General features: G+C 53.1%; 16 protein-coding genes. 4 read left to right on the top strand and 12 right to left on the bottom strand.

The features are described from left to right. Positions 1–195: 195 nt before the first annotated feature. The 4 genes from Poly59_RS09135 to Poly59_RS09150 all read left to right on the top strand — a co-directional run bounded on the left by Poly59_RS09135 (position 196) and on the right by Poly59_RS09150 (position 4,494). Positions 196–1,296, top strand: a complete 1,101-nt coding sequence (locus Poly59_RS09135; RefSeq protein WP_246151507.1) for an ornithine cyclodeaminase family protein — start codon at positions 196–198, stop codon at positions 1,294–1,296. A 70-nt stretch (positions 1,297–1,366) separates the two neighbouring features. Then, on the top strand, positions 1,367–1,870 hold the full coding sequence (locus tag Poly59_RS09140) for a CBS domain-containing protein (RefSeq protein WP_146533765.1): 504 nt from the start codon (positions 1,367–1,369) through the stop codon (positions 1,868–1,870). 423 nt (positions 1,871–2,293) lie between these two features. Continuing rightward, positions 2,294–3,622: a sugar porter family MFS transporter gene (locus tag Poly59_RS09145; protein WP_146533766.1), complete on the top strand. Its 1,329-nt coding sequence runs from the start codon at positions 2,294–2,296 to the stop codon at positions 3,620–3,622. Then, the gene (locus tag Poly59_RS09150) at positions 3,619–4,494 is read left to right on the top strand and encodes a carbohydrate kinase family protein (protein WP_146533767.1); all 876 of its coding nucleotides are present in this window, start codon (positions 3,619–3,621) and stop codon (positions 4,492–4,494) included. Before Poly59_RS09145 ends, Poly59_RS09150 begins: the two co-directional genes overlap by 4 nt. A gap of 129 nt (positions 4,495–4,623) precedes the next feature. On the opposite strand, the gene Poly59_RS09155 is transcribed toward Poly59_RS09150, so the two are convergent. The 12 genes from Poly59_RS09155 to Poly59_RS09210 all read right to left on the bottom strand — a co-directional run bounded on the left by Poly59_RS09155 (position 4,624) and on the right by Poly59_RS09210 (position 23,988). Then, entirely contained in the window at positions 4,624–6,198 is a 1,575-nt protein-coding gene (locus Poly59_RS09155; protein WP_146533768.1) for a sulfatase, read from the bottom strand. A 14-nt stretch (positions 6,199–6,212) separates the two neighbouring features. After that, complete coding sequence (locus Poly59_RS09160; RefSeq protein ID WP_390621460.1) at positions 6,213–7,733, bottom strand: sulfatase family protein; 1,521 nt, start codon at positions 7,731–7,733, stop codon at positions 6,213–6,215. A gap of 87 nt (positions 7,734–7,820) precedes the next feature. Continuing rightward, entirely contained in the window at positions 7,821–9,443 is a 1,623-nt protein-coding gene (locus Poly59_RS09165) for a sulfatase family protein (RefSeq protein ID WP_246151508.1), read from the bottom strand. A 362-nt stretch (positions 9,444–9,805) separates the two neighbouring features. Then, positions 9,806–11,194: a sulfatase-like hydrolase/transferase gene (locus Poly59_RS09170; protein ID WP_146533769.1), complete on the bottom strand. Its 1,389-nt coding sequence runs from the start codon at positions 11,192–11,194 to the stop codon at positions 9,806–9,808. Between the two features lie 152 nt (positions 11,195–11,346). Continuing rightward, the gene (locus tag Poly59_RS09175) at positions 11,347–12,786 is read right to left on the bottom strand and encodes an alkaline phosphatase D family protein (protein ID WP_146533770.1); all 1,440 of its coding nucleotides are present in this window, start codon (positions 12,784–12,786) and stop codon (positions 11,347–11,349) included. A gap of 67 nt (positions 12,787–12,853) precedes the next feature. Further along, positions 12,854–14,284, bottom strand: a complete 1,431-nt coding sequence (locus Poly59_RS09180) for a DUF1501 domain-containing protein (protein ID WP_246151509.1) — start codon at positions 14,282–14,284, stop codon at positions 12,854–12,856. Next, on the bottom strand, positions 14,277–17,549 hold the full coding sequence (locus tag Poly59_RS09185; RefSeq protein WP_246151510.1) for a DUF1553 domain-containing protein: 3,273 nt from the start codon (positions 17,547–17,549) through the stop codon (positions 14,277–14,279). Before Poly59_RS09185 ends, Poly59_RS09180 begins: the two co-directional genes overlap by 8 nt. Then, a complete protein-coding gene (locus tag Poly59_RS09190) occupies positions 17,546–20,077 on the bottom strand; it encodes a beta-propeller fold lactonase family protein (protein ID WP_186776116.1) in 2,532 nt (843 codons plus the stop codon). Before Poly59_RS09190 ends, Poly59_RS09185 begins: the two co-directional genes overlap by 4 nt. Positions 20,078–20,124: 47 nt before the next feature. Next, complete coding sequence (locus tag Poly59_RS09195; RefSeq protein WP_222436068.1) at positions 20,125–21,072, bottom strand: GntT/GntP/DsdX family permease; 948 nt, start codon at positions 21,070–21,072, stop codon at positions 20,125–20,127. Between the two features lie 9 nt (positions 21,073–21,081). Then, positions 21,082–21,813 carry a GntP family permease gene (locus Poly59_RS09200; RefSeq protein WP_146533773.1) on the bottom strand — a complete coding sequence of 244 codons (732 nt, stop codon included), beginning with the start codon at positions 21,811–21,813 and terminating at the stop codon, positions 21,082–21,084. A gap of 319 nt (positions 21,814–22,132) precedes the next feature. After that, positions 22,133–23,356 (bottom strand): DUF1559 domain-containing protein, encoded by a 1,224-nt coding sequence (locus Poly59_RS09205; RefSeq protein ID WP_146533774.1) that lies wholly within the window; start codon positions 23,354–23,356, stop codon positions 22,133–22,135. Positions 23,357–23,676: 320 nt separating this feature from the next. Then, entirely contained in the window at positions 23,677–23,988 is a 312-nt protein-coding gene (locus Poly59_RS09210) for a DUF1294 domain-containing protein (protein WP_146533775.1), read from the bottom strand. Between the last annotated feature and the right edge of the window lie 45 nt (positions 23,989–24,033).

Genomic DNA, 24,033 nt, shown 5'->3' on the forward strand with positions numbered 1-24,033 from the left:
CAGTAACGCCAATCGCCAGACCTAATTCTGTGCCATTTAGAATGTGCAAAAGAGCACGTCTTTCCAGGCCCACGCGTGACAATGTGCACGCCCGGGTGGCCTGTTTCTCGCTTTAATCGCACTGGCGTGTTTTGGTCCGGAACATGCAACTCTTACGGTTACAGCGACTCGATTAAGCGTCGCTGTGACGCAACAATGCGTCACCAAAATCCGCAGGACGACCCGCAGGGTAAGGCGATGGCACTACACGAAATCAAATGTCGATTTTTTTCTCAAGAAGACCTTCTGGGTGCTGGTTGTCTTGACATCAACATGGCGATCGAAGCGGCAGAAAACGCCATGCTCGCCTATGCATCGGGCGACGTGCTGTTTCCTGAAAAGATTGTCCAAATCTTCAACGATGAAACGCAAGAACGAATCAATTGTCTTCCCGCGACGTTCAAAAACGAGAAAGTATGCGGCGTCAAATGGGTCTCGGTCTTCCCGCCGAACCCCGTTAAGTATGGCATGCAGAACCTGTCTGCCGTGATCATTCTGTCAGAGATTGAGCACGGATTTCCGATTGCGTTTATGGAGGGCACGCTGTGTTCGAACATACGCGTGGGCACAATGGGGGCTATCGCGGCAAAGCACTTAGCCAAGAAGGACTCGGAATCCATTGGCTTTATCGGTGCGGGTGAGCAAGCCAAGATGCACCTGATCGCAATGAAGACTGTACTTCCTGGACTTCGACTTTGCAGAATCGCGGCAAAAGATCCGGCGGAAGAAATTCAGTTCGTCAAAGAGATGTCAACGATTCTTCCAACTTTGAAGTTCGAGTCGACAAACTCGGATCTCGAGCGTGCCACCAGTGATGCGGATGTGATCGTGACCGCCACAAGTGCCCAAGCACCACTTTTAAAAGCAGCGTGGATGAAACCTGGCGCGTTTTACAGCCACATCGGTGGTTGGGAGGATGAATACGCGGTGGCAGCGGCGTGCGAGAAAATCGTTTGCGATGACTGGGACACCGTGAAGCACCGCACTCAGACCTTGAGCCGAATGTACAAGGATGGTGAACTGACAGACGCCGACATCCATTGCAATTTGATCGACTTGATCAACGGCAAAAAGGAAGGACGAGTGAACGACCAAGAACGGACCTATTTCAATGCGGTCGGCCTTGCCTATGTCGATGTCGGAATTGCAATGGCGATGCACAACCGTGCGATGGAAGCCGGCATGGGCCAAGATTTGCAAGTCCAACACGACATGATTTTCGAACACGCTCGTCTGAAAGACTGGGTTCGTGTCTAAGTGGCAAGCTACGAATTCGTTTTAACCATTCCTTTGTTTCAATCCGCTTCACCTCCAATAAGGATCTGTCATGACTCAACATTCCAAAGAAGTTACCTCACTTGGCAATATCTATCGACGACCTGTCAGCGAAATCATGAGCCGCGACGTTGTCAGCCTGTCCGCGGGCGATACGATCCACGAAGCTCTTGCCTTGATGGGCGAAAACCGGGTTTCGGCGTTGCCGGTTGTTAATCGACATAACCAGTGTGTTGGAATTCTATCAACCTCGGATCTGGTCGACATGACCCGCGACGTTGACGATGACATCTATCATTTGGACATGGTGGATCCGACGACGAAGCGGTTTCTGTTGGACCGATTGGCGCACAGCATGGGGACGGAATCAGTGCAGTCGTTCATGAGCGAAGCCGTGACCAAAGCAACGCCCGACACGACGATTGGGAAAGCGCTGCGAGAGATGTTGCAAAACCGCATTCACCATCTGCCGATCATCAATGAAGATGACTCTTTGATGGGCATCGTCTCGACGATGGACATCTTGGCGGAATTCGCCGACGCGGCGCCGAGGTAACGTTAGAAACTCGGTCGATTTCTACGGCTTGTTCGACCGACAAGCAGCTCTAAAGGCAAGTTCAGACAGTGGCAAGACCAATCGCTCGGAGCTTGCCAGGCCACATTGTCCGAATCGGGTGAATTGCGAGGCGACCACTTGCGGATGGCGAGCCAGCTCCCAATCACGATTGAAAAGCATTTTGGGATCCGAGGTATTCCCGATTGACTATCGCTGCGAGCCAAAATCACTGGCGGGTCGCAGCAACTTCGCTCGCTTGAATTTTGGTAGGGTGCGTCTTTGACGCAAGCAGGGTTTGCTAGAGCATAGGAACCTGAAGAATCCGGGACTGCTGTTCTAATTTCGCAACCCACGCCATTTCATTCGCGAATCGTAGCGGTACGATTGGAATGTCAATCAAACCATGGCTTCGGAGCTCAATACGTGAATCAACGCCTTTTCTATTGGTCGCTGACAGCGGCGCTTGCCGGATTTCTTTTCGGCTTTGACGCGGTTGTAATTTCAGGAGCCGACAAGACCATTCAGTCGCTTTGGGAACTTGGCGACATGCAGCACGGATTGGCGATGAGCATGGCGTTGTGGGGGACGGTCATTGGGTCGCTCGTCGGAAGCTGGCCAACTGATCGTTTCGGCCGCACGAGAACATTACTGTCGATCGGCATTTTGTATTTCGTCTCTGCAATTTGGTCCGGGCTAGCCGACGACGTGTATTCGTTCATGATCGCACGGTTCATTGGCGGCCTGGGGGTTGGCATTTCTACGGTTGCCGCTCCACTCTACATTTCCGAAATTGCACCGCCCGAACATCGCGGTCGCTTGACCGGAATGTTTCAGTTCAACATCGTGTTTGGGATCCTAATCGCCTTCGTGTCCAACAAACTGCTGGGTGGGATTGGCGAGAACGCGTGGCGATGGATGCTGGGCGTCGAGGCGTTTCCGGCGTTAATCTACACGGCGATGTGTTTTGGTTTACCAGAAAGCCCTCGCTGGCTGATCGGCCGAAAAGAAGATCGCGAGGCCGGCGCGAACGTACTGAAACTGATTCACCCGAACGCAGCGGATACCGAAATTGAAGCGAAGGTGGATGAGATCGCAAAAGTTTCCCACGAGGCGATCAGCACCGGCGGTTTCTGGAGCACTCGTCTGAAGACGCCTATAATGCTTGCGTTTCTGATTGCGTTCTTCAACCAACTCTCTGGGATCAACGCCATCCTGTTCTTCGCACCGCGAATATTTGAACTTACTGGCCTGGGCGAGGAAGCGGCGCTACTGCAATCAATCGGCATTGGCATTACGAATTTGATTTTCACGTTCGTCGGCCTGTGGTTAATCGATCGACTTGGCCGCAGAACGTTGCTGTACATCGGATCGTTTGGTTACATCGCGTCTCTTGGACTGTGCTCGTGGGCGTTCTTCACAGAAAGCTTTTCAATTGTACCTGCGTGTATCTTCGCGTTCATCGCGGCGCACGCCGTTGGACAGGGAGCCGTGATTTGGGTATTCATTTCCGAAATTTTTCCCAACCGACATCGGGCTCAGGGTCAATCACTTGGCAGCTTCACACACTGGATCTTTGCGGCTCTGTTGACACTGTTCTTTCCATCCATGGTGGCGATGACTGACCCGGGCTACATCTTCGGGTTTTTCTGCTTCATGATGGTGCTCCAGCTCGTCTGGGTCAAAGTCATGGTGCCCGAAACCAATGGACGTCCGCTCGAGGACATCGAACACAACTTGGAGACATCCCGATGAATCAACCGAAAATCATCTCTTTAGGCGAAGTCCTTTGGGATATTTTCCCGGACGTTGAACGTTTTGGCGGAGCGCCCGCCAACTTTGCTTCGCATGCCGCGCTGGCAGGCGGCAAGGTATTCATGGTGAGCGCAGTGGGCGACGACGCCCGCGGTCGCCAGGCAGCAATGATCTTGGGTCGGTACGGTGTCGACACAAGTCTGGTGCAAACGATTCCAGGCATTTCGACCGGTGCTGTTGGAGTTGAGCTGGACAAGAATGGGAAACCGACGTATCAGATCCACGAAAACTCAGCGTGGGATCAAATCCGCTGGAGCGACCAATTAGAATTGGCATCAAGAAACTCGGATGCAGTCTACTTTGGAACTCTTGGACAGCGAAGCGAACTGTCGCGCACTACGATCCGTCGCTGCACCGAAACCGCACGCAGCGCGGGAGTACCGCGAATTCTAGACATCAATCTTCGTGTCCCATTTTTCGATGATGAACTGATCCGTGACTCGATCGAACTTGCGAGCATTCTGAAACTCAGTGACGAAGAAATTTCGTTTGTTGCAGCTGCGTGCGGATTATCCAAAGTTGACGACGAACAAGAGATTCTGTCTCAGCTTCTCTATCAAAACTCGCTTGATCTCGTCGTCGTGACACGTGGCGCCGACGGAGCCACTCTGGTTTCAAAGGACGAAACCATTCAACAATCCGGTTTCCCTACGGAAGTTCGCGATACCGTTGGCGCCGGTGATTCGTTCACCGCAACATTCGTGTACGGATTACTTCGAGGCGAATCGCACGAAACTTCGCTCCGCATAGCCTGCAAGAAGGCAGCGGAGGTCTGCGGACTTCCTGGCGCCGTCCCGGATCTCGACAACTGATCACACTCGACTTCAGGATCAAACTAACACGATGAAACGCTGAGCAAATCATCGGCTGGCGTTAGGACGATGCTAACGCGTCAGAGCTTGCCAATGACGTGCTGTTCTTCGTGTTCCAGAATCTAGGTTCTAACGCCGATCATTTTTATCACTGGGCAATCGCGGTGGTTGCGGGCCGGATGGCGTCGTAACGTACTGAGCATCATGCTGTTCGAGACTGGCGACGAGTTCGCTCATCATTCGTCGCAGCACGTCCGGTTTCTGATCGGCGAGGTTTGTTTGCTCGAAAGGATCGCTCGCTAGGTTAAACAGTTCGTACCGCGGTTGCTTCGATGCTTCGTCAAGCAAATCGTGATGAACGACCTTCCAATCGCCATGGCGAAAACTCGTGAAGTAGTTCGTTCGATGCTCATGCGGAAAATGCATCAAAAACTCACTCGAGTGATCCGGGTCACGTTTGCCACACAGCAATGTCGTTAGCGATGTTCCATCAAGCTTGTGTTCGGCCGGCGGATCAATGTGCGTCACCTCGGCAATCGTTGGCAGCAGATCACAAACGTTGCCCATCTGCGATTGAATGCTGCCAGCCGGAATCGGCAGTTGTTTTTGCAAAGGGTTTTCCGCGTTGGGTGTAGCCCAGGCCGCGATGAACGGAACGCGCATGCCGCCTTCGTAGTGAGATCCTTTCTTGCCACGCAGCGGTGCGGCGCAAGCGACAGCATGTTGGTGTCCGATAGGAGCGTCGGTTCCGTTATCGCCAAGGAATAGGATCAATGTGCTTTCACCGACGCCAAGCTCGCGGATCGAAGCAAGCAGATCACCGAGAGATTTATCCATGCCTTCGATCAGCGTGGCAAAATTTTGTAATTGCTTCGGACGATCACCACCGGAATAGTGATCAGCGAAGCGAGGGTCAGATTGATGCGGTGAATGAACGGCGTAGTGAGCGAGATAAAGAAAGAACGGTGTTTCGTTTTTAACGGCATCGCCAATCTGTGCTTCGGCTTCGATCGTCAGCGCATCGGTCAGATGCATATCCGTTCCATGGTACTTTTCCAAATGAGGTACGGCGCGATCTCTACCCTTTCGCTTTCCAACGAAGTTTCCGTAGTTCTGTTGCCCCGAATAAGAGCCCGGCGCACCGATCGAACGTCCCCCTATGTTGACGTCAAATCCCAAGTTGATCGGATCGGCGCCCTCTTTGTCGAAAGGGCCAAAGTGGGCTTTACCCACATGAATGGTTCGGTAACCAACCGCCTGCATTATCCGGGGTAGCGTGATGCTAGCCTTTCGCAGTCCTTCCCAATTCCAATCCGTCGGACCAAACTCGCCGCGGTTATTTTCTTCTGGGGCGATCCACTGAGTCGTGTGGTGTCGGGCCGCATTTTGCCCGGTCATGATCGACGCACGAGTTGGCGAACAAACGCTCATCGCATAAAAGTTGCTGAACCGAATCCCCGTTGCTGCTAACTTTTCCATGTTCGGCGTGCGATAGAAATCGTTCAGCGGATAACGCTTGGGCTGCCCGCTTGCGTCTGTCAGAAATGGCAGCGAAGTATCCATCACGCCCATATCGTCAACCAGGAAGACGACAATATTGGGCCGCGTCGCGGATCCGTTCTCTGCCCGAATCGAGTTGGGGGCTGTACTGAGAACTAACACAACCAATGCGCACAACGGTAATTTCAATGCAAAAGGTTTCATCGTCTTTCTTTCGTTCAATATTTACCATTGGTTCCGAATGTTTCTTCCTTCGAACGCCTCGGGCGGACTCGGACGCTATGGTCCGGTTCGCCAGTGACGCGGTCGAACTCATCCGGCGTACGTTTGCTTGGGATGTAGTCGCCTGTCTGAGCAGTCCAGGATTCTAAGCGGCTCTTCATCCGCGCAACCACCGACGCGTACGCCGGGTTGTCAATCAAGTTTTTCAGTTCGCCGGGATCGCGCTGCAGGTCAAATAATTCCCACTGCGGACGAGGAGCGCGGAAACAAGTTTTCTGCTCAGGTGTCAATTCACCAGCACTTTCAAGTTTCAACATATTTTGCCATGACAAGCCGCGACCTGCATCCGCCGATGGTGTCGGAGGCAGATCCAGATAGTCATTGCGAATCAATTTAAAACGCTGGTCAACGATACAACGAGCGTGATCTTCGTAGTCATGCCAATGATCTTCAGCGAACGCAAAGTCACGATGAGATGCGGCCGGATCAGTAAGCACTCGGGCAAAACTAGACCCTTCACTCGGGAACCCAGCCACGGCGGCAGATTCACGATCGCCTTGGGCAAGTTCCAAGAACGTCGCAGCAATGTCCACCGAGCTGACCAGTGCATCCGTGGTGTTGCCGGCCGCGACTCGGTCCGGCCAACGAACGATCCACGGCGTTCGAATGCCGCCGTCGTACAAGGTCGTCTTATCACGTGGAAACGGACGTCCGTTGTCGCTGATAAATAACACAAGGGTGTTGTCCGCGACGCCCTGTTCGCCCAGCTTCGCGATCACTTTGCCGACATAAGTATCGAGCCGTCCAATTTCGTCGTAATACAAACGCAAATCCTCGCGCACATCCGCGGTGTCTGGCAAGTGAGCAGGAACGATGACGTCCTCGGCCCGATGCGGTGGATCTAGCGCGCCGTCGGTGTATTCGCGGTGCGGATCGAGCGCGGCCAACCACATGCAAAACGGCTTCGACATATCGCGCTCCTCGAGTGCTCGTTCCCAGTCTTCGCAGCCGCTCGGCTGCTCGGCAATCATCTTGGGTGGCTCGCCATCTTTGCCAGACGGCAGAACGAACCCTGCCGTTGACGCTTCGTAAACCTTGTCAAAGTGATCGCGAATGAAATCCCCCATGTGCCACTTCCCCGCCGCGGCGGTGTAGTACCCCATCCCTCGCAGCACCGAAGTGAACGTGGCACTGCCGGCCGGAATCGGCCAGTGCAATTGTTCGGCACCTGTGTTGTGCGGATACCGACCGGTGATGATGCTCGCCCGCGATGGACTGCACGAATTTGTCGTCAGATAGGCGTACTTGAATCGCAAACCTTCACTGGAAAGACGATCGAGATTTGGAGTGCGAATCGCAGGGTGCCCATACGCGCCGCAGTCGTCCCAGTTCATGTCATCAGCGATCATCAACACAAAGTTGGGCCGCGATTGCACCTTGGTTTCATCGCTGGCATCGGTTTCCTGGGACCAAGCGGTATTTCCGCAAGACACACTCGCCACGAACCCCAAGAACAAAGACACCGAGACTTGACGTATTACAAAATTTGATGCGCGTATCGTTTGTTGAGTCATTGAGTTTAATGTTACTGTAGACATTTTGTTTTACTTGGCCTTCCGTTTCGGCTTCTTGGTCACCTGCACCGTATCGGGCCGCTGAACTGCTTCATCCTTTTCTCGAAACACATATGGCTCCCAATCCGTGACGGCCTTTTCCCAATCGGCTAATGTTCGCGTGGGATACCAGGCTGGCCAACCGTGTTTGTTGAAATCGTAATTCTTGCTGTTCTTCAATACCCAGTCATCGACGGTCGGTTCCGGATTGGAATCCGGAAAGACACCTACCGCTCGAAACTCGGCACTGACACCTTGGTCGTCAATCACGTCGGTTCGCCAAGTATTCAGTTCGGCCAATAAATCCGCCCTTACTGCAGCATACTGAGGTTCGTCCGCCAAATTACTTAGCTCGTATGGATCGTTCCTTAGATCGAACAGTTCCACCCCAGGTTTTTCAGACGCCATGAAGATAGCCTGCTGGGGCGTCAACTGACCCTTCATGTGCATCACATTCATCGCCGCAAGCACCGGATAGGAAGCTTCTTTGTAACGGTTGTATTGGCACCAAGGACGCTCGGGCATCAGGTTCTGGATCAACTTGAAATCATGAGAACGAATGGCACGCATCGAATCGTGCGTTTCATCCATCTTGTCCCGAGCTGCGAACACATACTTTCGGTTCTTTACTTCGTCGCTAAACAAACTTTTGCCGTGCAATGGCATGGGTGCCTCGATGCCGGCGGCTTCTAAAATCGTGGCACAGACATCGATCGACATCACAAGATCATTGCTGACTTGCCCAGCATCGACCTTACCCGGCCAACGCATGATCAAGGGAATGCGAATGCCACCGTCGTAAAGAAACTGCTTGCCACGGATGTGACAGCGGCCATGATCGCCAAGAAAGAAGACCAACGTGTTATCAGCAAGTCCTTCGTCATCGAGTCGTTTCAACAACGCGCCAACTTCCCGATCGACCAATTGCATTTGCTCCAGCCCATTGGCCCAATCGCGACGAACGAAAGGCGTATCGGGGTAATACGGTGGCAATTCAACGTCGTCGATAGCGATGGGACGTTGAGGATCACGATGCCAAGCCCGGTGGGTGCCGCCAAACGTGATGCGCGCAAAAAATGGCTGATCGGATTTCCGTTCCGACCAATCTTCGCCCATAAATAGTTCCGATTTCGTGTTCGGCGTAAAATTACAGTCAGTCTTATTGCTCATCAGAGCCGTAAAATAGCCGGCCTCTTGAAACAAGTGCGGGATCGGCTTTATGCCATGCGGCAGAGGTTGCTTGTCGTATTCGCGATGCTGGTTGGCACGAATGTAGTTTTGATGGAACCCCGTCATCATCGCTGATCGCGAAGTCGAACAAACCGGTGATGTGGTGAATGCCGATTCATAGCGAATTCCTTGCGATGCAAGTTGATCCACATGCGGCGTGTCAATTCCCTTGGTGCCATAACAGGACAGATCGGGCGACCAGTCTTCAATCATGATCCACAGCACATTCGGCTTCGATCCAATCGTATCGCCTGCGTCCTCAGCGACGGCACAAGCATCACCGCAGCATGATGCAAACAACAGACCAATGAAAATGATCCCAAGTCCATCGCTGATACGTCGCGGATTGTTCATTTGATTCAACATCGATAGGAAGGGATTCATAAGATGATTTTCTTGATGAAGATTCTTGGCTCACCCAAACCTGAACGTTTGGACTAAGAAGCTACTTTTGTGGAACTGTCGCGGGCAGCAATTCCATCACCCCGTGACGCACAGAAGGCTGCTCAGAACCTCGCGCGACTACTCACGAAACAGAGTACGATCAATAACCGCACCTATTGTATCAGCGATGCGGTGCTCGTTTTCTGCGAAGTTGGCTATTATTTGCTCCACTCCCGCAACGCAAGAAAAAGAAAAAGAAAAAGAAAAAGCATTCCTGCGACGCTTTCGAAGATGATGAGATTTTCGCCGGATGCGCGAGAGCCAAAAGAATCGCCCTGATCTACCGTTATCGTCAAGCCAAATCAATCGGCCGAACCTATCTTTCGCCAGGTCGGATAGACAGGCCTATCCTTGGTGTCCTTTTCGCCAGGAATCGTTGGTGCGGGCGGTGCAGTATCGAGCAACGTCTTTAGCTGGCGACGAACTTTGGCTCGTTGATCCTGTCCTAGATCCTTTGACAAGTCGTTGACTTCTTTCAGGTCGACAGCGGGCTCGTAGAAGCGACCATCACGATAGAGCTTGTAATTTGCAGTTCTCGCAAATTGCCCCGGTGACTTCATGCCCCAGTACGGCTGATAGTGACACAGAACCCAGTCCCGTGGATCACCAAGCTCGCCGTGAAGTTGCGGCAAGAAGCTGCGACCGTCGGTGGGATCATCATCACCCATTGCTACGCCGGCCGCTCCGGCAAGCGTTGGATAGATGTCCGTGAAATCGACAAGGTCATCCAGCACGCGACCGGCCGGAGTACGCCCTTTTTGATAGGCAATCAGTGGAACGTGCGTTCCCATATCCGTCATCGTTCCTTTGCCGCCCTTGATGGATTTCCCATTCCACTGCGAAGTGATTTGGCTATTCGTGCCATTATCAGCAGTAAATAGGATCAACGTTTTTTCAGCGATCCCCAGCTCTTCGGTTCGCGCAACGATGCGGCCAACAATCTTATCCATGTAATTGACCATCGCCTGCAAATTGGCTTTTTGTTTTTTGCCACTTTTATTTGCGACCTGGGTGCGAGGAGCATCACCGATGGTATCCGGCGTCGGCACGAACGGGTTGTGAACGAGTACCATGGGATAGTAAGCAAAGAATGGTTTGCCCTGATCCTTTCCCATAAAGTCGCAAATGAAATCACAGAAGATGTCGGGCCCGTATTTACCGACATTCTGTTCGGCTGAAATGAATTCCCCGTTTTGTTCGATTGGCGGACTCCAGAAGCGTTCACTCAAATTGTCTTTGAGCCGAGTCAACTGCCACAGACAGTATTCATCGAACCCTGCTGTGTTCGGACGCGCACGATCATCGTGACCGGGCAAACGGTTGTAGAGCCCGTTTAATTGCCATTTTCCCGCGATGGCGGTTCTGTATCCCGCGTCCTGCATGAGATTTCCGAACGTTTTCTCCGCCGGATTCAAGTAGCCAAAATGCGTGTAATTGCGAAAGCTATATTTCCCAGTCATCAGCATGACACGTGACGGCGTGCAAATGGGCGTCGAATAGCAATGCGAAAAACGAACACCTTTGCCGGCCAGTGAATCCAGATTCGGAGTCTCGTATTCTTCAGCGCCGTAGCACCCAAAGGCCTCCCAACTGATGTCGTCCGCCATGATCAGGACAATGTTTGGGCGGTCGTCAGCATTGACTGAAATACTTAAAAAGAGAATCGCAAAGACTGTGAGCAGATGTTTCATCGTCGGCTTCAACTGAATCAGATGGATCAATGGAATGGATAATCGCAAAGGAAAGAATCGGCAAATTATTTGAAGGTGAAGCGACTCGGCCAAGCGAATGACTGAAACACAGCATACTGTTGTTCGATAGTCTAGCTTGAAGAGTCCACGAGCTATTTGTGACTTAACTGGCTCAACTTAAGCGGAAAATCCTTTACGATCTTGCCACTGATATCGATACACTTGAAGGTCATCACGGGATCGTCCGGACGCAAGTCGAAACTCAACTGCCCCCAAAAGTTACCTTTGTTGTAAGACCATTCCGCGTTCTCAAAAGTTTCGTGAGTGTGCTGGTTTGTGACCTTTGCCGAAACGAATTCGTATAGTGGGTATCCGCGTGGTCGATCCGTTTTCCAAATGTCGGATCGATGGCGATCACCTGAGATCAAAATTACACCGTCTATCTTCTTGTCATTGATCAGATCAAGAATTTCGTCACGTTCGCTGCGCGCCCAGCTGCCGGCCCAAGAATCTTTGCCGTCTTTATCCGCGCCATCGGACCACATGGTTCCCGATGCAAGCACTTTGAACTTGGCTTTCGAGGCAGCCAATCCCTCCAACAGCCACTTCTTCTGGTCTGGCCCCAGCATGGTTTTGTCTTTTTTCTCGCGATAAAAACGACCGTCGGTCATAAAGAAGTCGACATCGCCGAGCGAGAACGAATGCCAAGTACCAGGCACCGAATCTCCGCCGCCGTATTGAGGATTATTCCAATTCTGCTTGAACACATTCAAATTTGGCATTTTCCAAGGCGCTTTCAGCCCTGCGCCGCCTGACGAATCATTCATCGCCATGTCGTGGTCATCCCAAACCGCATACGTCCCAACGCTGCTGACTAATTCGCTCCACGCCGGACTGAGATACCGCCGGTAATAGAACAATCGCTGGGCTCCGCGCCGATTCATGACGTCGATGTAAACATTGTCGCCAAGCCCCAGATAGGCAAGTGGCTGCGACGCCGCCATGTTGCGCCAAGCATACTCGTTAACAGGCACGTACCGAGCGCCCGAACCAAAGGCCACATCGAATGCGACTCGTTGACCTGACTCCGGCGATGTCTTGAACGTAAAAGCTTTACGCTGAATCGCTTTTCCATCGACCAGCACCGAATAAGAATAGGTCGTGAACGGCTGCAGTCCCTCAACTGCCATGACAGCCGTAAAATCGTCGGTCGCAGTGGTCTGGATCGCTTGCGAAGTCAAATCGCCAATGCTGATTTGCACGGTCGCTTCACCTGCCGTGCGTACCCAGAACTTTGCAGAAGTAGGACGAATGTCACCCAGAACGGGGCCGCTAAACAACTTTAAGTCGTGCTTCTGGACCAACGCAACAAACTCTGGTTCGCTCAGCAGGTCCGCCATCCCGCCCTCGGCGCCAAAGCGGCCGGTTTCCCCCTTGGCATCAGTGCCATACAAGGCATTGATCAGATACGGATCTAAATCTTTCATCACCGCAGACTGCTCGCCTTCGGTGATCGGCTCTTTAGCACCCGCAACAACCGCCAAAGCGATAAGGAAACCGGGCAATAAGATTGATCGAAGTGTTAAGTGCATCGTTTTTACTAAATCGAGTTGAGCGAATGAAATGACCGATAATTTAGTTCGAAGAGCTTCGATGTTATCAACTGAGTAGTTCCTTGACGACTTCGCCGTGAACGTCGGTCAGACGATAGTGACGCCCTTGGAATTTGAACGTCAGCCTTTCGTGGTTGACGCCCAATTGATTCAGAATTGTCGCGTGCAAATCATGCACACTCAGCGGGCCGTCGACCACATTGTATCCGTAGTCATCGGTCGAACCGTACGATATGCCGGGCTTGATTCCACCACCGGCCATCCACATCGTAAAACAGCGTGGGTGGTGATCGCGGCCGTAATTGGCAGCTTTCAAATCGCCTTGGCAATAAACGGTTCGTCCAAATTCACCGCCCCAAACAACCAACGTATCATCCAGCATTCCGCGGTTCCGCAAGTCCGTTACCAGCGCGGCGGTCGCCTGGTCGGTTTCTTTGCACCTGGCTCGCAACTGCTTCGGCAGCCCGCCGTGGGTGTCCCAGCCCCGATGAAACAGTTGTACGAAACGAACGCCCCGTTCACTAAGCCGCCGAGCAATCAAAGCGTTGTGCGCGTACGTGCCGGGCTTCCGCGCGTCCTCGCCGTAAAGCTCAAAAGTGCTATTGGGTTCATCCGAAACGTCTGTCAGATCGGGAACGGAAGTCTGCATCCGAAAGGCCATCTCGTACTGCGCGACTCTGGCCGCGATTTCCGGGTCACCGACCTCGTCGGCGCGGAGCTGATTCAATCGCGACAGATGGTCAAGTGTTGCGCGCCGCAGCTTTGCGCTGAATCCCGGCGGGTTGTTCAGGTACAAAACGGGATCTTTGCCGCTTCGAAACCGAACGCCTTGGTGTTCCGATGGCAGAAATCCACTACCCCAAAGACGGTCGTACAGCGGCTGGCCACCGTTGCCTGACATCATGGCGACGAATGCAGGAAGGTTTTCGTTCTCGCTGCCCAAGCCGTAGCTCATCCAAGCACCGATGCTGGGCCGGCCGGCGATTTGAAATCCCGTTTGCAGAAAAGTAATCGCAGGGTCGTGATTGATCGCGTCGGTGTGAACGGACTTCATGACACAGATGTCATCAACAATCTTTGCCGTATGCGGCATCACTTCACTGACCCAGGTGCCGCTCTCACCATGCTGAGCAAACTTGAAGATCGATTTTGCCACCGGAAAAGAAGCTTGCCCCGACGACATTCCTGTCAACCGCTGGTCACCAAAGACGGACTCAGGTGTTTCTTCGCCGTGAACCGTTTCCAAATGCGGCTTGTAGTCGAACATGTCATGCTGCGGCGGGCCACCGGATTGGAATAGATAGATGACTCGTTTGGCCCGTGGTGCAAAATGTGGCAAACCCGCTCTTGCCGGCGCGGCTACCGCCGAAGCAGGGTTCATCAACGATGCCAGCGCAGCACCACCGAGTGTCGACGAAGCTGACGCCAGAATATTACGACGGCTGACTAAAGTCTCGTTCGTCAAATTTTCAATCACGGGTCGTTGCCTCTTCTAGATTTAACAGAACGTTTGCAAGCGCGGTCGCCGCGGCGCGCTCGACCTGGTCAAAGGCATCGCGTGATTCCGACTGGCCAATCGAGACGACTTTGTCGGCAAGATCGGGTGATGCTAGAAACTCACGTCGATAGCTTTCCCATGCGGCAAGTAAGACGCCTTGCTCTGCGTCGGTGGGAGCTCGACACAGCAAACTGTGAAATGCAAATTTGATGCGGTCACGATCATTGCCGGCACTTTCAAGAACCAGCTCACCAAACTTTCTTGCCGCCTCTGCAAACGTAACATCGTTCATCAACGTCAGAGCCTGCAACGGAGTATTGGTTTGGCGAAGTTTGATGGAACACCATTCGCGATCGGCGGTGTCCAACAGCGCCATGTTTGGTGGCGAAAGGGTTCGCTTCCAGTAGGTATAGAGACTGCGCCGGTACAAATCGCTTCCCTTGCCGGGCGTGTACTTGAAGTTGCTTGCTTCGCTCCACAAACCGTCCGGCTGATAGGGATAAACGCTCGGCCCGCCAACCTTTTCGACCAACAACCCGGACACCTGCAACGCTTGATCTCGCAGCACATTTCCAGATAACCGCTTTCGCGACGACCGTGCATAAAAAACGTTACCAGGATCATACTGAAGATGTTGCTCGCCCACTTTAGAACTGCGACGATACGTATCGCTTGTGACGATCGTCTTCAGTAACGCCTTGACATCCCAGCCGCTATCAACGAACTCTGACGCCAACCAGTCCAGCAACTCGGGGTGCGAAGGCAGTTCACCCTGCGAACCAAAGTCCTCGGGCGTATTGACGAGTCCTCGTCCGAAGAGCATCTGCCAATATCGATTGACCATCACGCGAGCGGTCAGGGGATGCTTCCCATCCACCAACCATTTTGCAAACGCCAACCGATCCGCAGGCTGTTGCAGCGGCGGAAAGACCGCGGGCACACCTGCCGGTGCAGCCTCTCCTAACTGATCGTAGACGCCCCGAGTCCGCACGAACGACGGCCGACCCTCGGGAAGGTCCTGCATGATCATTGTGGTGGGAAGTGAGTCCGAGAATTCAGTCAATGCCGACTCTGCTTTTCGCATCTCGAAAAGCAACCGGCGATGTTGATCCACTTTTGTGTTTTGAAGATACGCCGCTCGCATCTTCCGCGTTTGGCTTTCACTGCGATCGACGTTTGGCATCCGACCAATCGTTTTGACAGATTCGGCGACCGCTAACAACTCAGCTTCAGCTTGCGACAACGTGCGTGATGTGTAAAACCGAAGCTGGTCGACTTTCCCTTTCCATGTCCCCGCGGTTTTGCTGTAACCGATATTCATGGCGGCACCGTAGTCCCGCTTGGCTGTGTTGCTGTTGGTATTCCGAATGACTTCCACAGGTTGTGGCACACCATCGACATAAATTTCCATGCCGCGGGCACGCTGGGTGCCGTCGTTGGTCAGTGTCATATGCGTCCACTGGCCAGGCTCGAAGGTCCGAGTCGTTTGAATGGCCGAGACGCCTGAAATCCAGCGGTGAATGATGCTCCACTGTAAATGTCCGTCAACGAACTCGACCAGGTTACCCGATCGCTGCGTTGTGGATTGCTCATTGGAAAGCACCGCGCCTGAATCGACCTGGTCGGGCGAGAACCAGAATGCAATCGAGAACCGTCCATTACCGATCAAACCTGGAATTTTGCCAATATCATAGTGGTTATCACCCGACAAAGTCGCAACGCCGCTCGCCTGGTCTGGTGCCCCGACCTGGCTTGCCAGAACCTTTGGAGCCGACAAGTCGGCCGGATCAGCGACGGGTTTGATTGCTTGCTTGATGGTAACGACCTTCGACTTGCCCTGCTTCTCGCTCACACGCGCATCGGGACCATCAAAACCGAAGAAATGATCAAGTCCGTTGCTGACAATCGATACCGCTGTGTCGAGTTCGGCCGGCGTCTGCCAAGATTGCTGAGCAAGCGCAATCTCGGATTCGGCATCCAACAGTCGCTTCGCACAACGGGCAACGTTGTGCTGCAATTCGCTCAGCCGCTTTTGGTCATCGTCGGTCGGCGTCTTGATCCAAGGTTCCGAATTACCGTATTTGATCGCACGTCCACTTTCATCTACGTCGTTAAAAAAGTCGATCAGTTGGTAATACTCGCGCTGACTAAACGGATCGTACTTGTGGTCGTGACATCTCGCGCAGCCAACCGTTGCCGCCATCCAAACGGTCGCGGTCGTGTCGACACGATCGACCGCGTTCTCTAGCAAGAACTCGTCGATCGGAATGCCTTCCTCCGAGTTGTATCGATTGTTGCGATTGAACGCGGTTGCAATCAAATCTTGCTCACTTGGGTTGGGCAATAGATCGCCAGCGAGTTGTTTGATCGTGAACTGATCGAACGACAGGTTGCTGTTGTAAGCGTCGATCACCCAATCACGCCACCGCCACATCTCGCGTGGCCCATCATTTTGATAGCCGTCGGTGTCGGCGTACCGCGCCGCTTCGATCCATAGCCATGTCATGTGCTCGCCAAAGCGTGGCGACTGCAAAAGTCGATCGACAGCGCGGCGGTACGCATCGTCCAGGCCTTGCGTTTCGACTTCTAGCACAAATCGCTGCGACTGCTGGATCGTTGGCGGAAACCCGGTTAGGTCAAGCGAAACACGTCGCAACAAAGTGGTCGGCTGGGCAGGACCAAGCGGATCCAAGTTCGCCTGTTTCAGTCGATCAAGCACGAACGCATCAAGCGGAGTGTGTTGAGCAAATTCGGCTGGCGGATCGGGACGCTGGATCGGTTCGAATGCCCAGTGCGACTGATACACGGCACCTTCGGCGATCCATTGGCGAAGAGTTTGCTTGTCGCTATCGCTGAGAATCAGACCCGATTCCGGTGGCGGCATCATTAGGTCGGGATCATCGCTTTCGATTCGTTTCAGGGCTTCGCTATCGTCCGGATGCCCCGGCACGATCGCGGCGTAACCCCCCAAGTCCTCGACCGCTGCCTCAAGCTGATCCAAACGCAGTCCGGCCTCGCGTGTCTTGGCATCGGGACCATGGCATTTGAAGCAAGTGTCGGAAAACAGCGGACGGATGTCACGATTAAACTGCAAATCCTCAGCCAAGCCATTGGCCGCGATCGTCATCGTCAGACAGACACACGTCGCGAGATACCGAACACCGTTTTGTGAAAACTTCATTGGCTTGACCTTCTCTGCGATAGGCAATGCGTAGGCAAAGTTCTGTCCGTGATTGACTGTCATTCGCTTGGCGAACCGCCGATTGGAAACTGGATACGGTGCAATGCGTTGGCATGGTCATCAAAGAATGTCACGCCGAGGGTCTCGCCAGCGATGATTTGCAGGAAACCGCCGCTCGGCTCCGGAGAATTAAACGGCTGCCGAACCAATCCGTCGGGATCGGTTCCGTATTGATCCCCCGGTTCGACGCCCATCCGTGAATTCTCGTCGTTCAATGCCCCGCAAGCAAACTCGTGAACACCCGTCGGATGAATGCTGTGGTACTGCCAATGGCGATCGCCGCAAATCAGAAACAGATTCTCGACATCATTTTGCTTGACCCACTGAAAGAATGAATCCGCTTCGTGGCGGAAACCGGCCAACGTTGCGTGATTGTCATTCTTGTAGGCATCGTCGGGGCCAACGATGGGTGTAGGCGTGATCAGCAATTTCCACTTGGCGTCGCTGGCTTTTAAAGTCGCCTGCAACCAGTCCCGCTGTTCTCTTCCCCACATCGTTTTTTCAGGACCGTCAGGTGCATCATTGGCGGAACGGAAATCCCGCCCCTCGGTCATCCAGATCTGGACATCACGGCTCACACGGATGGTGCGGTAAGTCAAAGAGTTAGTAGAGTCGACAGCGGTAATGGGAAGCTGCTCGCGAAACATGCTGAGACCGGTCTCCGGCAGCGGTAGTCGGTCGGATTCATTATCCGAATCGTTGTAGCGATAGTCGTGATCGTCTTTGGACCAATACGCGGGAACATGTTGAAAGAACTCAATCATTCGCGGAAAACGAAACTGTTCGTGCCAGCATCGTCGCATCTCTTCGACGGTCTTAGAAACTCGGAACGGATTGTCATAGTAGACAATGTCACCGGTGCCAACGAAAAACTCAGGGCGAAGACTCTGCATTGCTGCGAAAGCTGGAAATCCTAATTGCTTGTCCTCTGTGGTGGCTGTTAACGGACCACCAGCATTTCCAGCTTTTCCGTGCATGAACTTGATGTAGTTCATGCAACTACCGACGATAAAGTTGACCGGTCGCGAAACACCACCGCCCGGCAACGTGCGGAACGAACAGCTTGGCCCAGCCTTCGCGTCGGACTGCGACTCGCCATAAATTGCTCGGTAATGATACAGCGTGTCCGGTCGCAGATTCGTCAATTTCTGCCGAACGATAAAGTCTCGCTCCGGCGATGCAAGCTGAAACTCGGTACGCATGGCATTCTTTAGATCTTCGCTCAGGGACCATTCAAAACACGCGGCGCCGACTGAACCGGGCAGGTCGCCTTGTTCGTTCAATTCGGTCCCAAATGTAAGCCGTGTCTGCAGCAAAACCGACGATTCGGTCGTCTCGCCAGCCATCGTTCCTTGCCCCAACATCAAACTGCGATCCGCGGTTCGAAGAACGCGCGCTGCATTCTGGACAACGACTTGGGGTGGCTCGTCCGACGAAGGAAAACTAGCTACCCACCAAGGTGTTCCGCCGACAGCCAACTCGGCCTTTCGGTGCAAACGCCCCATTTCGTCGATTTGGTAGCTAACCACCATTCCCGAATTTTGCCCGGCAGAAACCAAAAAATTTCCATCGGCAGTGATGTTGAACCCACGAACAACCTTGTCATTGGGAACTCGCTGAATCAATTCGACGCGGCCCGAGTCTTCATCAATGCCGAATACCGCCAGGCTACCGTGGATTCGATTGGCAACGTAAACGAACTTGCCACTGGGATGCACTTGCACTCGCGACGTCGACCCCTTGCCCTCAAAGTCATCCGGAAAACTCGACAGTGTTTGCAGATGCGTGAGGGCTCCGCTTGCGGCATCGAATTGGTACCCACTGATGCTACGACCAGACTCATCGCTTCCGTAAGCAAATTTTCCGTCGGGGCGAAACCAAAGATGACGTGGTCCGATTCCAACATCACGCTGCAGCTTTGATGTTGAGTTCGGTTTCAACTTGCCAGTTTGATTATCGAATCGAAACTGAGTGATCGAATTGGTTTGCGTGTGCGATACAAACACGAAACGACCACTCGGGTCGAACACAACGCTGTGAGCACGCGGGTCAATCGATAACAACTCAACCGGCGCGTTCGACAATCGTCCTTTGCCGACGATTCGATGAACCGACACTTGGCCAGTTACGAAGTAGGACGCCAACAGAAAGCGACCGGTTGGGTCGATCGTCAAATACGACGGCTTGGCCGGAACCGAAACCGTTTGCAAATGTTCAAGCCTGTCCGCATCGGCGCGATGAACACTGATCGTGCCAGGATTTGCCGAGGCGACATACAAATTGCGCCCCGTTGAATCAAAACATAACGCGGCTGGCGCGCCCACCACGGGACTGCGTGACAGGATCTTTAACCCGCCATCATCATCAATGGCAAGCACCGCCAATTCTTGTTTACCGGACAGCGAAACAACAAGCCGCTTTTCCACGGCACCGAGACGCCCCACGCCGCAGACCAACAGTCCGACTGCAACGAAGCAACGAGCCAAACAGACGAGCGTACCGAGATGTGTTCGGCGGACAACAGACTTCATAACAGGTCCCATCAATGGCAATTCAATCGTCTAGCTGAGGGTGCGACTCACAGAAAGTAACTCAGCGTCAAGGCACCGATAAACCCCGAGATACCGATGATGGTCTCCACGACCGTCCACGACATCAGGGTCTCTTTTTCGGTCAAACCAAAGAACTTACTGACCAGCCAGAAACCGCTGTCATTGACGTGCGAAAGGACGGTTGCACCCGATGCGATTGCAATGGTAAGCAGCGCATAGTCCGAACTGGACAGTCCCGACATCCCCGGTAACAACGGCGCAATGATCGCCGCGGTCGTGACCATTGCAACGGTGGCTGAACCTTGTGCAATTCTGACCAGTGCGGAAATCAGAAATGACAAGACAACGATATTAATGTTCGACTGCACGATTGCTTCAGCCATGACCGTCGCGACGTTGCTGTCGATTAGGATTTGCTTGAACACGCCCCCGGCACCGGTGACCAAGATAATGATTCCTGCGGGTGCCAAAGCACTGTTGCTCAGGTCCATGATCTGATCGCGCGAGAAACCTTGTTTCTTGGCCAAGAAAATCGCGGCAGCAAAGATCGCGATGATCAATGCGGTGAACGGGTGACCAAAGAATGCTATCAGCTTTAGCACCATGCTCTGTTCAGGTCTGTTTTCTGAAAACCCCGTTAGATCCAGTCCCGCTTCAAGAATCTCTTCGCGTTGTTTGGGAGACAATTGCTCGCCAGAATTAACCGATGACACAAGCGTTCCAAAAGCCGGTAACGCGGCGGCCTTGTCCGCACTCAAGTCAGATGTGAGCAGCGTTGATCGTGTACCCGCGTGATCGATGAAGTCAATTTCGTAACCATTCCCGGACTCGGCAATCGTCATTCGCGGTTGATCCTCGCTATCGATTGGAATCTCGACTGCGGACGACGAAACGACCACTCGCGTTGTCGCCGGCTTCCAAATCTCGGATGCTACCGCTTGAATCAGAATCAGAACGATGGGCAGCAAAAGCACCATGAAGACTCACGAGAACGAAGGAAGGTTCTCATCGCTAAATTTCTGGGCGAGGTGTTCGGTCGAGAACTCTTCGGGAATTCCCTTGGTGATTTTCTGTGAGATAAAGCTACCGAACACTGGCCCGGCTAAAACGGCGGTTGGAAAGCCAATGATCACCCCATACAGGATCACCAACCCCATGTTCGCACCGAGTTGTTCGGCAACCATGATTGGCCCGGGGGTCGGTGGGACAAACGCATGCGTGACGGCAAGTCCAGCCAGCAACGGAATACCGTAGTACAGAATGGGCTTCCCCGTTTTGCGAGTCAACGCGTAAACGATAGGGATGATGATCACGAGGGCAACATCAAGAAACACTGGGATTGAAACCAGGAACCCGGTGATGACCATTGCCCAAGTTGCGTTCTTCTCGCCAAACTTTTTCAGCAACGAATAGGCGAGCGCTTCAGCGCCTCCGGAAGCTTCCAATAGCTTTCCAAAAATTGCTCCCAACCCCACGACGGTAGCGACAAACCCCAGGATGCCGCCCATCCCCGACTTGATGCTGTCGTTGATCGTCAGCAGATCCATGCCTGACATCAGCCCGACGTAATAACTGGCCAGAATCAACGCCACAAAGGCGTGCACTTTTGCCCACAGGATCAAAACCAACAGGATCAAAATTGCGCTGACAGCAGTGAACACAGTGCTTGCAAGAGTTGCATCTTCGGCAACCGATGCCAGCAAGGGAAAAATCATGGTTCGCTTTCTAAGAGAGTTGAACGATTGGATTACTGAGGGATGAACGAAAAGTAAGTGTCCGACTACTTTTGTGAGTAGCCCCGGGAGTTGCGTGAAGCACGAAAGTGGCCAGTTCACGGCAAAAGGCGTCGGAAACTTGGTTCGTTCTCTTGGAATTTCGCGGAACGGAGCATCGTGGATGCAAGGTTACCCGCAAGCGATCCTAGTGATTCGCCTGCAGTTTAGCTGGGCATCACACCCTCGTGGAAAAGTGTCAGAAACGGCTGGTCTCTTTGCAAAACCAGCACCACGGATCTCGTCAAACCACGAAGCTTTATTAAAAATCTTCGTCGATGGTTTCTTTGGACGCTCGAGTTCCCAGCGCGCCCCACAATCCGAACGGACTCGGCGATCCGGGCGGCGTGGTACTGCTGACTTCCGATGACAGTGCTCGATAGTAGATGGTCGGCGTCGTCGACGTCCCCGCTTCGATCGAATCAGTCACGAATCGAACGGATCCGTCGCAAAGCGACACGTGAACACCGCCGTTGTGCTGGCTGCTTGGCGGTGCCATTCCATAGGTGTCACTGCTGCCGACCAAGCAAACTTCCGCATTGGGCGGCAAGATGGTATTCATCTGAGTTTGCAACGTATGCAAATCAGCCCAACGGCTGCCTCGTTCGCTAAACGTGACGTTTGCCGCAGCGGTCCAAAAACGCGGACGCAGAGGATCGATGTAACCAATATCCTGACAGCGTTTGGGGTTGTTGGCGACTTGGACAAATCCACCTTTAGCGTTAGTGAAACTGACGCTTCGTTTATCTCGGTCCGTCAATCCGGAAATGATTTCGCCAAACATGATGGTGTTGGACAATCCATCAGTCATGTCGCGAAATTTCATCGACTTTCGCGTTACAAAAGCACCACGCATTCCGCTTCGAACACGCTGCATTTGCCGCGCATCAGTTTCATACTCCCATCGATTCGCGCCAGTGTTCCAAATCGTCGCGCCTTCCTCGGCATCATAAAATGCGTCGCCCGTGCAGCAGGCATAGTTCGTACGGCCGAGCGCCGGCAATCCAAATCCGGGATCACTCGGACACCGGAACGTTGGAACGTCCGTCGCCCAAGGTGGATAGCTGCCAAGGGTGGGACGTGGCCCGAACGCGGGCCAAACATCGCCGTCGGGTTCGTTTAGCGGGTTGCTAACCATTTCCCACATCGCTTGCTGTTCCACGAATGGCAGAAGGCCAACCAGATAGCTAAGTTCAAGTCGCGTGAATCCTCGCCCGTCGGTCCGAATTGCTGCGCCAGTCGAATTTTCGAACTCGTTTGTTGGGCCGCCACCGTGAATAGGTAGCTGCTTGTAGGCCGAATGGTAATTGTGCAGCCCCAAAGCGATCTGTTTCGCGTTGTTACTGCAACTCATTCGACGCGCTGCTTCGCGAGCCGCTTGCACGGCCGGCAAGAGCAAACCGACCAAAATTCCAATGATCGCGATAACGACTAGCAATTCGACCAACGTGAACGCCGGTCGAATGAAACGGTGTGAATTCGTCATCACAGGGTTACTCCTAGTCGTAAGATCGTCGATCGAGATTCGTCTGTTCACACGTCTTCAGATCACTCTTCTTCAATCACAGAGCTTTCTTGTTCAATCTGATTTGCCATATCTTCAAAGGACAACTCAGACGTCTCTTGCACCTGTCGCGGCGAATCACCACCACAGCCTGAGATCAAAGAAAGAAAAACGCTTCCAGCGAAAAGACACCCTAAAAACCTGACCGCAATCATCGAATCGACCTCAAGCGTCTAATGAGTGAACAGATATGCCCCTGATCGTAACGGTTGTCGAATCAATGAAAAGCATTTTTCGTGTACTCAACGGAAAAAATTAACACTTCGATTGATCGTCCAGCTGATTCCAGCTGTGACTGCGACGTTGACGATTACGCAAGCCACGAAGCGGATCCGATACGACATCTTGTACGTTTTATGCCGCAGCAAACGACTTGCGATCAGCCCACCGGGCCATCCGCCGACAAGACTCCAGATGAGCAATGTATTCTCGGGCGTCCGTCTGTCGTTTCGCCCCGCCGCCCGTTTGTCTCTCGCGTACAGCCAGGCAGTGACCAAACTAGCGACCACTGTCCAGATCGCCAGTGCTGTTAAGATGCTTGATAAAAGCCCCATTCGTTAGTATCCCGTTCTCACTACCTAAGTCTCACTGAAATCTGA

Source organism: Rubripirellula reticaptiva, assembly GCF_007860175.1.
GTDB classification, from domain to species: Bacteria; Planctomycetota; Planctomycetia; order Pirellulales; family Pirellulaceae; genus Rubripirellula; species Rubripirellula reticaptiva.